The organism is Pseudomonas sp. KUIN-1 (assembly GCF_009176725.1).
Taxonomy (GTDB): domain Bacteria; phylum Pseudomonadota; class Gammaproteobacteria; order Pseudomonadales; family Pseudomonadaceae; genus Aquipseudomonas; species Aquipseudomonas fragariae.
Window position 1 is genome coordinate 2974613 of the sequence record NZ_AP020337.1, and the last position, 15429, is coordinate 2990041.

Annotated in this window: 1 protein-coding gene (running past one end of the window); it reads right to left on the reverse strand. The window is 62.4% G+C overall.

Annotated elements, in window-relative coordinates:
• Positions 1 to 15429: the 3' portion of a non-ribosomal peptide synthetase gene (gene syrE, locus KUIN1_RS13570; RefSeq protein WP_172980055.1), read on the reverse strand. It continues 12945 nt past the right edge of the window; 15429 of the gene's 28374 nt are visible here — the last part of the coding sequence; its start codon lies off the right edge, out of view — the gene reads right to left on this strand; the stop codon is at positions 1 to 3.

A 15429-nucleotide genomic window follows, 5' to 3' on the forward strand; every position in this document is an offset into this window, starting at 1 on the left:
CTACTCAGCTGGCGCGGTTATCGAACGTAAAACCTCTTCTCTGCGGGGCTCCTGGTTGGGCTCCTTGTTCAGCGCCCGGGAGATCGCCTGGCCCAGTGCGCTGACCTGAGGCGCCCTGACCAGCGTTTCGTGGGTGCCGGGAAGCTCAGTAACGTTCACCGGGGAATCGAGCAAGGCCGTCCAGCCCAGCAGCGGATCGTCGCGCTCCTCTGCACTGGCGGTAAACAGTGTCACCGTAAGTGGGGCAGGCGGGCTGACATAGTTACCGATGGCGATATGGGTTGCATGGGCCACAGCAAGATGGCTGCGTAACAAGGTGGCATCGACGTCCTGTGGCAGTTCCTCCGGGAGCAGGCGGTGTGCCATGCACAGTGCCAGCATTTCATCGATGGCATCCGTGCCGGCCAGCTCGGTGAGCTGCCGGAATACTTCGGGGTCGAGCTGCTCTGGTAGCCAGTCCATCAGGAATTGACCTTCGCTCAATGCCTCCGGCGCTTGCTGCTCAAGACGCGCGGAGGTGTCGATGATGCCCAGGAACTCCAGTTTTTCACCGCTGGATTGCAGCTGGCGGGCCATTTCATAAGCGATAAGACCACCTGCAGACCAGCCGCCGATCCGGTAAGGCCCTTTCGGTTGTACCTGGCGAATCGCCGCCAGGTAACGCGCAGCCATGGCCGGCACCTCAAACAGCGGCGTCTCTCCAGCCGCCAGACCACTGGCGGCCAAGCCATACAGCGGCACCTGCGGGTCGATTGCCGCGGCCAGATCGCGCACGTACTGCACTTCGCCGCCCAGTGGGTGCACCAGAAACAGCGGTCTTTGCGAGCCAGTGCGGCGGACCGGCACCAGGTTGCTGTGCTGGCCGGGGCGTGCCTGGCCGTCCAGGGTTCTGGCAAAACCGGCAATGGTCGGCTCGATGAACAGATCGCGGACCGCGATCGGTTTGCCGAGCACCTTGCGCAGGCGCGAGGCCATTTGCACCGCCATCAGCGAAATACCGCCCAGCTTGAAGAAGTCGTCATGGCGACTGACCTTTTCCAGCTTGAGCAACTCTTTCCAGAGGTTGGCGAGGGCGATCTCGGTCTCGCCTTCGGGCGCTTCGTAAGGCAGGGCTTCAGGCTGTTCGTCTTCGACCGTCGCAGCGATAGTCGCGGTATGCGCCGAACGCGGCAGCGCTGGCGTGTTGTCCAGCACTTGGCCAATCGACTGCCGAGCGTCGCTCACCATGTTCTCCAGAACCCTTGCAAACAGCTGCATGATGGCCTGCGCAGTGGTTTTGTCGAACAGGTCGCTGGAGTATTGCAGGCCGCCGCTCAGGCTTTCGCTGGAATCCACCAGTGACAACGACAGGTCGAACTGAGTGGTGTGATGCTCGCTGTCCAGCAACTCGACTTCCAGGTCAGGTAATTGCAACAGCGAAGGCGGCGTATTATCCAGGCTCAACATCACCTGGAACAACGGGCTGTGGCTCATGTTGCGGGTTGGCTGCAAGGCGCTCACCACTTGCTCGAACGGCAAGTCCTGATGATTGTAGGCAGCCAGCGTAAGGCTCTTGATCCGGTCGAGCATGTCGTTCAAACGCGTCTCTCGGTCGGTTGCCACACGCAATGCCAGCGTATTGGCAAAGAAGCCGATCATTGGCTCCAGCTCGGGATGCTGGCGGTTAGCGACAGGCGTACCTACCACCACATCGGTCTGCCCGCTCAGGTGGCTCATGAGCATCGACCATCCTGCCAGCAGAACCATGAACGGCGTGCTGCCTTGAGCCTGGCTGAAGGCACGCAAGTCGGCACTCAATGCTGGCGAAAACACATGCTCGACCATCCCGCCGGTATAGCTCTGGATGGCCGGGCGCGGACGGTCCAGTGGCAGATTCAACACACTTGGCGCACCTTCCAGATGCTTGCGCCAGAAGTCGATCTGGGCCTGCAGGGCGGGGCCGTCGAGGGATTGCCGTTGCCAGGCGGCGTAGTCCACGTATTGCAGTGGCAGCGCGGGCAGCGGGTCTTTCTGGCCTTGACTGAAGGCGGCGTAAAGCGCGCTCACTTCCTGAGCAAGGACGCTGTTGGACCAGCCGTCGGAGACGATGTGATGCAACGTGATCAACAGCACATGCTCAGCATCCGCAACCCGCAGCAAACGCCCGCGCAGCATCGGCCCCTTGGTCAGATCGAACAGTTGCGTGGCATTTTCCTGACCCAGACGGGCCAGGGTCGAAGTGCGCTCGTCACCGGACAGGTCGCGCAGATCCTGTTTCAACAACGGAAAGCGGCTATCGGCCGGGGCGATCTTCTGCACCGGTTCACCGTCCACCAGTTCAAAACGCGTGCGCAGGGTTTCGTGGCGGGCAACCAGGCGATCCAGCGTTGCCTCCAGGGCAGCGGTGTCAAGTGCCCCTGTAAGGCGCAACGCCATCGGCAAGTGATAGGCCGCACCCGCGGCGTGATCCAGGTGATCGAGGAACCACAAGCGCTGCTGGGAAAAGGACAGCGGCAGACGGCCAGAGCGATTGGCCCTCGGAATCGATTGTGCTTCACCTGGCGCTGCGGCGTTGACCAGTGAAGCCAGGCCACGCACGGTCGGGGCGTCGAAGAGTTCACGCAAGGTGATTCGTGTACCAAGTTTGCGCCGCAGTCGCGACAGCAACTGCACGGCGAGCAACGAATGACCACCCAGTTCAAGGAAGCCGTCGTTGCGACCTACCTGGTCCAGATGCAACAAGGCTTTCCATATCTCGGCGATGGCCTCTTCGGTTTCGCCTTGCGGCGCCTCGTAAACCTTGCTGGCCAACGCATCCTGACCGGGGGCCGGCAGCGCACGGCGGTCGAGTTTGCCGTTGGCGGTCAGCGGCAGGGCGTCCAGCTGGACGAAAGCGCTGGGCACCATGTACTCCGGCAGATGCCTGAGCAATTCGCTGCGCAAGTGTTCGGCTGCCACCGATTCACCACAGACATAAGCGACCAGGCGCTGGCTGTCCGAATCACCCTGGCTGTCGTTGCGGGCAATCACCACCACCTCGCGGATGCCTGGTACGGCCAGCAGAACGTTTTCGATTTCACCCAGCTCGATACGGAAACCGCGAACCTTCACCTGGAAGTCGTTGCGGCCCATGTATTCCAGCGTGCCGTCTGCCAGCCAGCGACCCAGGTCGCCGGTTTTGTAAAGCCGGGCGTTGGCGACATCGGAGAACGGGTCAACGATGAAACGCTCGGCACTCAGCTCGTCACGGTTGAGGTAGCCACGGGCCACACCGCTACCGCCGATATGAATTTCCCCGGCGACGCCCAGTGGTGCCGGCTCGCCACGCGCATCCAGAACATGCACCTGGACGTTGGCAATAGGCCGGCCGATGCTTGGTTTTTCACCCAGGTCGCGGATCAGATCGATGGTCGCGTCCACTGTGCACTCGGTCGGGCCATACATGTTGTAGAAGCGGATGGTCGGGCAGTTACGCAGTTTCTCCCAGGTGCTGGCGTTGATCGCCTCACCACCCAGCAGCACGCTGACCGGCTGATAGCTGCTGCGTTCCAGCAGACCGGCCGAGAGCAGGGTGTCGAGCTGCGACGGGGTGGAGTCGAAGGCATGAACCTGATGCGCTTCGAGGAAGTCCAGCAGTTCGCTGCCGTTGGCACGCAGCAGTTGCGGGATGATCACCAGCTTGTGGCCAGAGAACAATTGCGAGATGCCTTTGATCGACATGTCGAAGAAGAAGCCGGCATTCAGCGCCACGGTGGCCGGTGTCGGGCAATGCTGATGGGTCGTGCGGGTCAGCACGTTCCAGAAGTTGAACACCGAGCGGTGCTCGACCATGACACCTTTCGACTGGCCGGTGGAGCCTGAGGTGTAGATCACGTAGGCCAGGTTTTCCGCCGTCAGGCCGTCGACCACGGGATTGGCGTCGAACGCCTGATCATCCGCCGCGAGCAGCGATTCAGCGCTGTCCAGCAGCATCAACGGCGTGTCGCCGACCGGCAGGCTGAGCGCGCCCTGCGTCAGCAGCGCGCGCGGCTGACTGTCCTGCAGCATGAAGGCCATACGGTCAGCAGGGTGGGCAGGGTCAATCGGCACGTAGGCGGCACCGGACTTGAGCACGCCCAGCAGGCCGACAATCATGTCCAGGCTGCGTTCGGCGCAGATGGCCACGCGCTCGTCCGGCTGCACACCGAGTTGCAGCAACTGCCGGGCCACGTGGTTGGCGCGGCGGTTGAGCTGGCGATAGCTCAGTTGGCGGTCTTCATAGACCAGCGCTACGGCATCAGGATTGCGGCGGACCTGGTCTTCGAACAAGGCATGGATCGGTACGGCCGGTGCGAAGTCGCTGGCGGTGTCGTTGAAGTCGTTGAGCAGCAGCTGCCGCTCGGCTTGCGGAATCACTTCAAGACTGCTCGCCAGGCGTGCCGGATCCTGCTCAAGGGCGTTGACCAGCTCGGCAACCGCCTGACCGAGGTAGGCGGCAATCCGGTGCGGATCAATGCCATCTATAGACTGCGCGGTCAGCGAAAAGCCATTGGCCTCATTGGCTACGGCAATTTCGATCGGGTAGTTGGTACGGGTTTCGGAGCCCAGGAAATGAACACCTTCCTGCTCCTCGCCCATGTCCTCGATGTTTTCCCCGGCAGTGTTCACCAGATCACCGTGACGGCAATTGAGGATCACGGTGAACATCGGCAGCGATGCATCCACTGCGCTGCAGCGCTGCGCCAGGGCCAGAGGCGCCTGCTCGTGGGTCAGCAGCCCGCTCAGCTGTTGGTAGGCATCCTGAACGATATCGCGCACGCTGTTTTGTTGCAGGCGAATACGCATCGGCAAGGTATTGATGAACATCCCCAGCGCATGGTTGGCGCCGGAGGTGCCCTGGGAACGTCCCGAAAGCACGGTACCGAAAATCCCGTCGTCACAGCCGCTGGTGGCGGCCACCACCAACCCCCATGCCGCGTGGAACAGCACCGAGGTTGGTACGCCCTGGGCCCGTGCGGTGCTGTGGATCCGCGCGCTGAGATCGTCGCTCAGATCCTGCACCGAACGCAGGATTGTTGCATCGCCGCCACGCACATCGAGCACGCCGTAGGGCGCAGTGGTGGTATCGACATCGCCCAGCAGTTGACGGAAGTAGGCTTCATGTTCGGCCTGGGAAACACACGCGGCCCGGGCGATGAAGTTGCGGTACGGCTGGGATGGCGGCAGGGCGTCGGCGCGTCCGTCCATCACTGCCTGGATCTCGCCCATGATCAGGCGCAGGGTAACGTTGTCACTGATCAGGTGATGGTCCAGCAGTGCCATCAGCCACTTTTCCTGCCGGGTATCGTAAGTGATATACGCGGCTATCAGCGGTGCCTGTTGCAGGTCCAGGCGCATATGGTAGGTATTGGTGCGTTCGCGCAGCATCTGCAAGGCGTCTTCACCCGGCGCGGTGTCGAGCTGAATGACTGGCAACTGTGCCTGACGATGCACCACCTGCACCGGCTGCGGCAGACCCTGCCAGCGCAGGGAGCTGCGCATGATGTCGTGGCGGTTGATCACCACTTGCAGCGCGCCGAGGAATTTGTCGAGCAACGCACGGCTGTCGAACGTCGCTAGGGTGCGCATCAGGTAGGCGTCGCCTTCTGACTGCAACAGATGGTGAAACAGGATGCCTTCCTGCAGCGATGACAGTGGATAGATATCCTGAACATTGGCGACGCCGCCTGGCACATCGGCAACGATATGCTCCAGTTCCTGCCGGGTCAGTTTCACCAACGGCAGCATGTCCGGGGTCAGCGCCGTGCAATCGACGGGAATCAGGTTCGCCGGGGCGACCCGTTCCGCCGCAGTACCGCCCGCCAGGACCGCGGCCATGGCTTGCAGGGTTGGTGCCGAGAACACCGTACTCACGTCCAGCAACAAGCCGATCTGACGCAAGCGCTCGATCAGGCTGATGACGAGGAAGGAGTGACCACCCAGTTCGAAGAAGTGATCCTGACGACCGACACGTTCAACCCCGAGCAATTCCTGCCAGGCAGCGGCCAGGGTCGTTTCGATAGCGCCTAGCGGTGCTTCGTAGTCACGACTCACCGTCGCGAACTGGTCCGGCGCGGGCAGGGCGGCACGGTCCAGCTTGCCGTTGGTGGTCAATGGCCAGGTTTCAAGGGTCACAAAGGCACTGGGCAGCATGTGTTCGGCCAGCACGCTGGCCAGTTGGCTGCGCAGCAGCGCTGACTCGGGAGCAGCGCCGTCCTCGGCAATCAGGTAGGCGACCAGGCGTTTGTCGCCGGGGCGATCCTCACGCACGATGACCATCGCTTCACGAACGTCGGGGCAGGCGAGCAATTGCGCCTCGATTTCGCCCAATTCGATACGAAAGCCGCGAATCTTGATTTGCGAGTCATTACGGCCGACGTAGACCACGCCGCCGTCGCTGCGGTAGTGCGCAACGTCGCCGGTGCGGTAGAGCCGTGCGCCGCTTTGCAACGCATAGGGGTCGGCAATAAAACGTTCGGCATTCAGTTCCGTGCGGTTCAGGTAATGCCGGGCAACGCCGGCGCCGCCGATATAAATCTCGCCATTGACGCCCACCGGTACCGGCTGCTGATAGTCATCGAGGATACGCAGGCACAGGTCGTCCAGTGCCGGGCCGATCAGGCTTGGCATGGCGGTGTCGATTTCCGACTGGCTGATCGGGTAGTAGGTGGCATGCACGGTGATTTCCGTGATCCCGTACATGTTCACCAGACGGGTACGCGACAGCGGTGTGCGTGCGGTCCAGGGCTGCAGGCTGCGGAAGTCCAAAGCCTCACCACCGAACACCACTTCACGCAGCGCATGCTCCTGCGGGCTGCGTTCGCGGGCCTGGATGAACTGGCGGAAAGCGCTTGGCGTCTGGTTCAGAACGGTGACCTGCTGCTCGCAGACCAGCGCATAGAAGTCATCCGGCGAACGCGCCACCTCACTCGGGACGATTACCAGTTTGCCGCCGTAGCACAGCGCGCCCCAGATTTCCCAGACCGAGAAGTCGAAGGCGAAGGAGTGGAACAGCGTCCAGACATCCTCATGCCCGAAGTTGAATTGCCCGGCGGTGGCGTCGAACAGGCGGGCCACGTTGCCGTGCTCGACCAGCACACCTTTGGGCAGGCCTGTCGACCCTGAGGTGTAAATGACATACGCCAAATGCTCGCGAGACAGTCCCAGCGCAGCAGGCTCAGGGTTGCGGTCCAGTGATTCATCTGCCAAATCGGCACTGTCGTTGTCCGCGCCGAGGGTCAGTACCGGCACGCTGTGTGCCGGCAGCACGTCAAGGCAGGCCGACTGGGCCAGCAACGCCACCGGCGCACTGTCTGTCAGCAGGTAGCCGAGACGCTCGGTGGGGTAAGTCGGGTCCAGCGGTACGTAGGCCGCACCGGACTTGAGCACGGCCAGCACTGCGCAGATCATCTGCGTACCACGCTCTGCGAGGATCGCCACCCGGTCATCGGGGCGCACGCCTTGGGCGAGTAGTTCATGGGCCAGGCGGTTGGCTCGGCGATTGAGCGCCTGGTAGCTCACCTCATGCCGGCCAAAGACCAGCGCGATGTTCTGCGGATGGGCGGCGGCGAACTGTTCAAAGCGCTGATGCACCATCAGCCCCGAGGCGAATACCGCCTTGGGCTGCAGTAGCGCTGGCGAGGCCAGGCGCTGCGCCGGGCTGAGCAACGGCAGGCCGAGCACAGGTTGCGCGACATCCTCGACCATCGCTTCCAGCAGCGTATGGAAATGCTGGGCAAAACGCTCGACGGTGGAGCGATCGAAGAGATCGCTGGCGTATTCGATGACCCCGTTCAGGGCGCCGTTTTCGCTAGCCAGGGTCAGCATCAGGTCGAACTGCGCGGTTTCATGGGCTTGTAGCACGGGGTGCAGGCTAAGGCCCGGCAGCTTCAACTCGCCGCCGATGCTGGTGTTATCCAGCGACAGGGCGACCTGACACAGCGGGCTATGACTCATCGAGCGTGGCGGCTGCAAGGCTTCGATCACTTGCTCGAATGGAATGTCCTGATGCTCATTGGCCGCCAGCGTGGTCTGGCGGACCTGTTCCAGCAGTTGCGCCACGCTCGGGTTCTGCGTCAGATCAACGCGCAGGGCCAGGGTGTTGACGAAGAAACCGATCAGGTTCTCGGTTTCGGTGCGGCCACGGTTGGCGCTCGGCACACCTATCACCACATCGCGTTCGTTGCCCAGACGGGCCATAAGCACCGACCAGGCACTGAGCAGGCCCATGAACAAGGTGACGTTATGGGCCTGGCAGAAGCGCTCCAGACGCTGATGAAGCGCTGCGTCGATCGTCACGGGTACAGCGCCGCCGCGGTAGCTTTGCACCGCCGGACGTGGCCGGTCGGTGGGCAGCGACAGCAGCGTCGGCGCGCCACCCAGGTGCTCACGCCAGAAATCGGCCTGCTCGGCAAGGCGCTCGCCTGTAAAGGTGCGGCGTTGCCAGGCGGCGTAGTCGGCGTATTGGATTGACAGGGCCGGCAGCGGGTCCGACCGCTGCTCAGTGAAGGCCTGGTAGAGGGCGGTGAACTCGTTGATCAGCACCCCCACCGACCAGCCGTCGGAGATGATGTGGTGCTGGGTGATCAGCAACATGTGCTCATCATCCGCCAGGCGCAGCAGACGCCCGCGAATCAGCGGGCCCTGGCGCAGGTCAAACGGCGCAGCGGCCTCGCTGTCGGCGATGCGTGAAGCGTTGAGGCTGGCCTGTTCATAAGGCTGCGAGCGCAAGTCGTCTTCTGCCAGGGCGAAACCGCTGTCCGCCGCAGCGATGACCTGCACCGGCTGTTCACCGTGCAGCTCGAAGGTGGTGCGCAGGCTTTCATGACGTGCAACCAGACGGTCGAGCGCAGCCTTGAGCGCGCGGTGATCCAGCTCGCCGCGCAGCAGCAGCGACATCGGCATGTGGTAAGCACTGCTGGCACCAGGGTCGAGCCTGTCGAGGAACCATAGACGCTGCTGGGAAAAGGACAGTGCCAGCGGCGCGTTACGCTCGATGGGTTCGATGCTGTCGGAATCGACCGTTTGCAGGCCGTCGACCACCTTCGCCAGCTCGGCCACGGTCGGGTGATTGAACAGCTGGCGCAGCGCCATGTCACCGTTCAGTTGCTGACGCACACGGGAAACCAGTTGCGCAGCCAGCAGCGAATGACCGCCAAGCTCGAAGAAGCCGTCATGACGACCCACGCGTTCAAGGCCCAGCAGTTCCTGGAATATTTCCGCCAGGGCCTGTTCGGTGGCACCTTCCGGCGCAACGTAGGTTCGCTCGAACATCGCATTCAGGTCGGGGACCGGTAACGCCTTCTGATCAACCTTGCCATTGAGCGTCAGCGGCAAGGCATCCAGGCGTACGAACACACTCGGAACCATGTACTCCGCCAGATCGGCACTCAATTGCGCACGCAGATCCTCCGGATCAGGTGCATCAACGCCCGCATGCACGGTGTAGTAAGCCACCAGACGGGTGTCACCCGGGCTGGCTTCATGCGCCACCACCACGGAGTTGCGAACGCCGTCGCACAAATGCAGGACGCTTTCGATTTCGCCAAGCTCGACGCGGAAGCCGCGGACCTTGACCTGCCCATCGTTACGCGCCAGGTATTCAAGGTTACCGTCCGGCAACCAGCGCGCCAGGTCGCCGGTGCGATAGAGTCGCGCGCCGGCCTGCTGGCTGAACGGGTCTTCGCTGAAACGTTCAGCGGTCAGCTCCGGGCGGTTCAGGTAGCCGAGTGCGACGCCTGTGCCACCGATATAGATCTCGCCGACCACGCCCATCGGCACCGGCTCGCGGCGGGCGTCAAGCACATAGACCCGCACGTTGGCGTTGGGCTTGCCAATCGGCAGGCTGAGGGTGTCAGGCAGTACATCGAAGATTTCGTAGCTGGTGGCACAGGTGGTGCCCTCGGTCGGGCCATAGCCGTTGAACAGGCGTACCTGAGCGGAGTGCTCCCGGACCCGACGGAACGAGGCCGGATCAGCGCGCTCGCCGCCACACATGATCATACGCAGGCCTGCCAGGGCCTCGGGAATCAACCCGGCATACAGGTTGAACAGGGCGGTCGAGCTGATCATGGCTGTTACACCATGGCGCTTGAGCAGGGCGGCGAAGGCCACCGGCTCAAGCAGCACCTGCGGCTCGATAATCACCGACTGGCCGCCATTGAGCAATGCACCCCAGATTTCCGGAGTGCTGGCGTCGAACGCCGGGTTGGACGAAAACGCCACACGGTCCTCGGCGGAGAAGTCGTAGTAGCCGTTGTCCTGAACCAGCCGCACAATGCCGTTGTGGGTCACGATCACGCCCTTGGGCACACCGGTGGAGCCAGAGGTGTAGATGATGCACGCGGGGGTCTCGCCTGCGACTTCAGTTGCAGGCACGACTGGCTCTTGGTTCAGCGCTGACAGCTCCAGTGTGTCCAGATCCAGCCTTGGCGTCATGTCAGGTGCCGTCAGGTCGCTACGGCTCAGCAGCATGATGGCTTCGCTGTCCTCGAGCATGAAGCGCAGGCGCTCTTCAGGGGCCAGACGATCCAGCGCCAGATAAGCCGCGCCGCATTTGAGGGTGGCCAGCATGCTGGCCAGCAATTCCACCGAACGATCCAGCAGAATCGCCACCCGGGTTCCCGGTCCCACACCGTGTTTGCGCAGGTGCTGAGCCAGGGCATTGGCGCGGCTGTCGAGTTCAGCGTAGGTCAGTGTCTGCTCACCCTGGCGGACGGCAATTGCCTGCGGTGCAGCTTCGGCATGGGCCTCGAACAAGCGATGCATCAACTGACCGACAGGGTAGGTGCGCTCTGTGGCATTGATATCCTTCAGCAGGTACTCGCGCTCGGCAGTGTCGAGCAACGGTACCTGTTCCAGCACTTGCTGATCATCGGCCGCCATAGCCTCCAACAAGCGCAGGAAGTAGCCTCGATACCGACGCATGGTGCTTTCGTCGAACAGTGCCGTGGCGTACTCCAGCGTGCCGATCAGTTGCCCGTCCACCTCGCCGATGTCCAGCGCCAAGTCGAACTTTGCCGTATCACCGGCCACTGCGACGCCTTGCAGGGTCAGGTCGCCGAGCACCAGCGCGGTGTCCTCGTTGTTTTGCCATGACAGCATGGCCTGAAAAATCGGGCTGTGGGACAGGCTGCGTTGCGGTTGAACCACTTCAACCACTTGTTCGAACGGCAGGTCCTGATTTGCCTGGGCAGCCAGAGTTCGCTGTTTGACTTGTCGTACCAGCGCTTCGACGCTCGGCGTGCCTGAGAGGTCGACCCGTATAGCGAGGGTGTTGACGAAGAAGCCAATCAGGTTCTCCACCTCGGCGCTCATACGGTTGGCCACCGGTGTACCGATCACCACGTCATCCTGACCGGACAGCCGTCCCAACAGCGCGGCCCAGGCGCCCATGACGGTCATGAACAGACTGCTGCCGTGGCGTTGGCTCAAGGTCTTGAGGCCACGGGTCAATTGTGTATCGAGCACCAGTTCCAGCGTCTGCCCGCTGTAGTCCTGTTGCGCCGGACGTGGTCGGTCGGTCGGCAGGGTCAGCAAGGCCGGCGCACCAGCCAGGGCCTGCTGCCAGTACTGACGCTGTTGTTGCAGCACGTCGCCACTCAACCAGTCACGCTGCCACAGTGCGTAGTCGACGTATTGCACTGGCAAGGCCGGCAGTGGATCATCCGCACCCTGGCGGAAGGCGTCGTAAAGGGCACCCAGCTCGCGATTCAACACCCCGGTTGACCAGCCATCGGAGACGATGTGGTGCATGGTCACCAGCAACACGTGGTCGTCATCGGCCATGCGCACCAGACGCCCGCGCACCAGTGGTCCATTGACGAGGTCGAAGTGCTCGCTGGCCTCTTGTGCCGCGATGGCGAGCAGCTTGTCTTCGGCATCGGTCTGCCCGGCCAGTACCTGCAGTTGCAGTCTGAAACCTGTTTCTGCGGCAGAGATACGCTGCTCCGCAGGCTGTCCCTGCTCTTGGACAAAGGTCGTGCGCAGCGCCTCATGGCGGGCCACGATACGGTCCAGTGCGCGTTGCAGCGAAGCCTGATCAAGGTTGCCACGCAGACGCAGTCCCGCCGGAATATGGTAAGCGGCGCTGCCACCTTCCAGTTGCGCGAGGAACCATAGGCGCTGTTGGGCAAACGACAGCGGTAGCGCACCCGAACGTTGCACAGGCTTGATCGCCACGCGAGCGTTGTCCTGCGTGTTGCCCAGCCGCTCGGCGAACTGCCGCAGCACCGGTGCCGCGAAAAACACTGACGGTGAAACCTCCAGATTCAATTGCTGACGAACCTGAGCCAGTACGCGCATGACCAGCAATGAATGACCGCCGAGCGCGAAAAAGTCATCATGACGGCCGACTTGTGCGACGCCCAGCACATCGGCCCAGATTGCGGCGATTGCCGTCTCCAGCGGGCCATCGGCTGCTTCGAAATCATGCTGATCGAAGGCGTCGGCATCCGGCTCGGGCAACGCTCTTCGATCCAGTTTGCCGTTGGCGCTCAGCGGCAATGCGGCCATGCGCACGAACGCTGCCGGGATCATGTATTCCGGCAGGTTGAGTTGCAGTTGCTGGCGCAGCGCGCGCGGGGTCAGGGCAGGGCCAGACTCGTCGCGAGTGGCATATTCCACAAAATACGCGATCAGTTTCGGCGTGCCGCCGCTGTCCTCGCGAATCACGACCAGGCTTTCGCGCACACCTGCAACCTCGGCCAGGCGTGCTTCGATTTCGCCCAGCTCCAGACGCAGCCCGCGCAGCTTGGCCTGGGAGTCGTTGCGGCCGAGGAATTCGATATTGCCATCAGCCCGGTAGCGCGCCATGTCGCCGCTGCGGTACAGCCGTTCGCCCGCCACGAAGGGGTTGTCCATGAAGCGTTCGGCAGTCAGTTGCTGCAAATTCAGATAGCCGCGAGCAATACCCGCGCCGCCGATATACAGCTCGCCCGCGACACCCGGCGGAACCGCTTGGCCAAGCTCATCGAGCAGATAAATCCGCGTATTGGCCAATGCCCGACCAATCGGCAAGACCCCGTCGACCTGGCTGGTTGCCTCGAACTCGAAGCAGGTGCTGTCGATACTGGCTTCAGTGACACCGTAGGCCTGGACGATCTGCACGTGATCGCCACAAAGCTTGCGCAGTTGCCGGGCGCTGTGCGCGGTCCAGATATCCGAACCACAGACCACTGTGCGCATGAACGACAGGTCGTGCCCCGTCTCTTCCACCCAGCCCAGCAATGCGTTGAGTACGGCTGGCACGAAATCCGCAAATCCGATCGACTCCTCGCTCAACAGGCGGTAAAGCGCAGGCGGGTCCATCAATGTCTCGCGTGGGCACAGTACCAGTGTGCCGCCGAAAGCCAGAGAGCGGATCAGGTCGGCGCTGAACACATCGAAGGAAAACCCGGCCATCTGCAAGTGATTGAGTGGCGCGTGCAGTGCGTACAGTTGCTCCCACGCCGCGCTGACGGCGAACAATCCGCGATGCTCGACCATTACGCCTTTCGGCACGCCGGTGGAGCCCGAGGTGTAGATCACGTACGCCAGATTGTGCGCACCGAGTGTTTCCACCACCGGGTTGTCGCCACGCTCGGAGAGGGTGGTGCGCTGATCCTCATCGAGCAGCACCAGCGGCAAGTCCAGCGTCGGCAGATGCGCCTGCACATCACGCTGGGCCAACAGTGCCGACGGCGTACTGTCTTCAATCATGTAGGCCAGGCGCTCGGCGGGGTAAGCCGGATCCAGTGGCACATAAGCAGCACCGGCCTTGAGCACACCGAGCACGCCGATCAGCATTTCCACGCCACGCTCGACGCAGATCGCCACCCGATCATCCGGTTTGATTCCCAGGCTGATCAGATGGTGAGCCACACGGTTGGCCTGACGGTTCAATTCGGCATAGCTCAAGCGCTGCGCCCCGAAGGCCACGGCGATGGCGTCGGGCTGCGCCTGAACCCTTTCTTCGAACAACTGATGAATCGTGCGATCCTGAGGGAAGGGCGCCTCTGTTGCGTTGAGGCCTGCCAGCAAATGTTCACGTTCGTCGGCACCCAGCAAGGCTACGTGCTCCAGCACCTGCTGGTCGTCGGCGACCATGGCCTCCAGCACACGCTGGAAGTAGCCCAGATAGCGCCGCATGGTGCTCTCGTCGAACAACGCTGTGGCGTACTCCAGCGTGCCGACCAGTTGCTCATCCACCTCGGCCATGTCCAGCGTCAGGTCGAATTGGGCAGTATCAGCGGCCAATTCGATGCTTTTCAGAGTCATGTCGCCGAGCGTCAGATCAGACGCCTCGTTGTTTTCCCACGACAACATGGCCTGGAAAATCGGGCTGTGGGACAGGCTGCGTAGCGGATTGATGACTTCCACGACTTGTTCGAACGGCAAGTCCTGATGCGCCTGGGCATCGAGAGTCTGCTGCTTGACCCGCGCCAGCAGCGTCTCTGCCGTGGGCTTGTCACTGAGGTCGACGCGGATGGCCAGAGTGTTGACGAACAGGCCCACCAGCCCTTCGACTTCGCTGCGAGTACGGTTGGCTACTGGCGTACCGATGACCACATCATCCTGGCCAGCCAGGCGTCCCAGCAGGCCGGCCCACGCGGCCATGACCGTCATGAACAGGGTGCTGCCGCGGCGTTGGCTCAATGCCTTGAGACCTCGGGTAAGGTCTTTGTCGAACACGACGGGCAGTGCTGCACCGGCATAGTCCTGCAGCGCCGGACGCGCACGGTCGGTGGGCAACATCAACAACGCCGGAGCATCTGCCAGGGTTTGCTGCCAGAAATTGCTTTGCTGTTGCAGCACATCGCCACTCAGCCAGCGACGTTGCCACACGGCGTAGTCCAGGTATTGCAGCTCCAGCGGCGCCAGCGGGTCGTCCTGGTCCTGACTGAATGCGGCATAGAGCGCGGACAATTCGCGGGTCAGCACATCAACCGACCAGCCATCGGAAACGATATGGTGCAGGGTCAGCAACAATACGTGATGGTCCTCGGCCATACGAATCAGGCGGCCACGAATCAACGGGCCCTGTTGCAGATCGAAGCTTTGCAGCGACTCTTCGCTGGCCAGTGCCTGAAGTTTTTCCTCGGCATCCGCCAACCCTTGCAGATCGTGCATTTGCAGGTTGAAACCGGTGTCCGCCGGGCTGATGCGTTGCACCGGCTGTCCGTCATCGCCCTGCATGAACGTGGTGCGTAAACCTTCGTGGCGCGCCACGATACGCTCCAACGCCCGTTGCAATGCCTTGAGATTCAGGTTGCCATGCAGGCTCAGGCCGGCAGGTATGTGGTAGGCCGCGCTGGCGCCTTCCATCTGGGCGAGAAACCACAGACGTTGCTGGCCGAATGACAATGGCCACGCCTGATCGCGTGCCACCGGTACGATGTCCGGCAATTTGCTGCGTCCGGCCTGAGCGATGGCTACGGCCAGGGCACTCAGTTC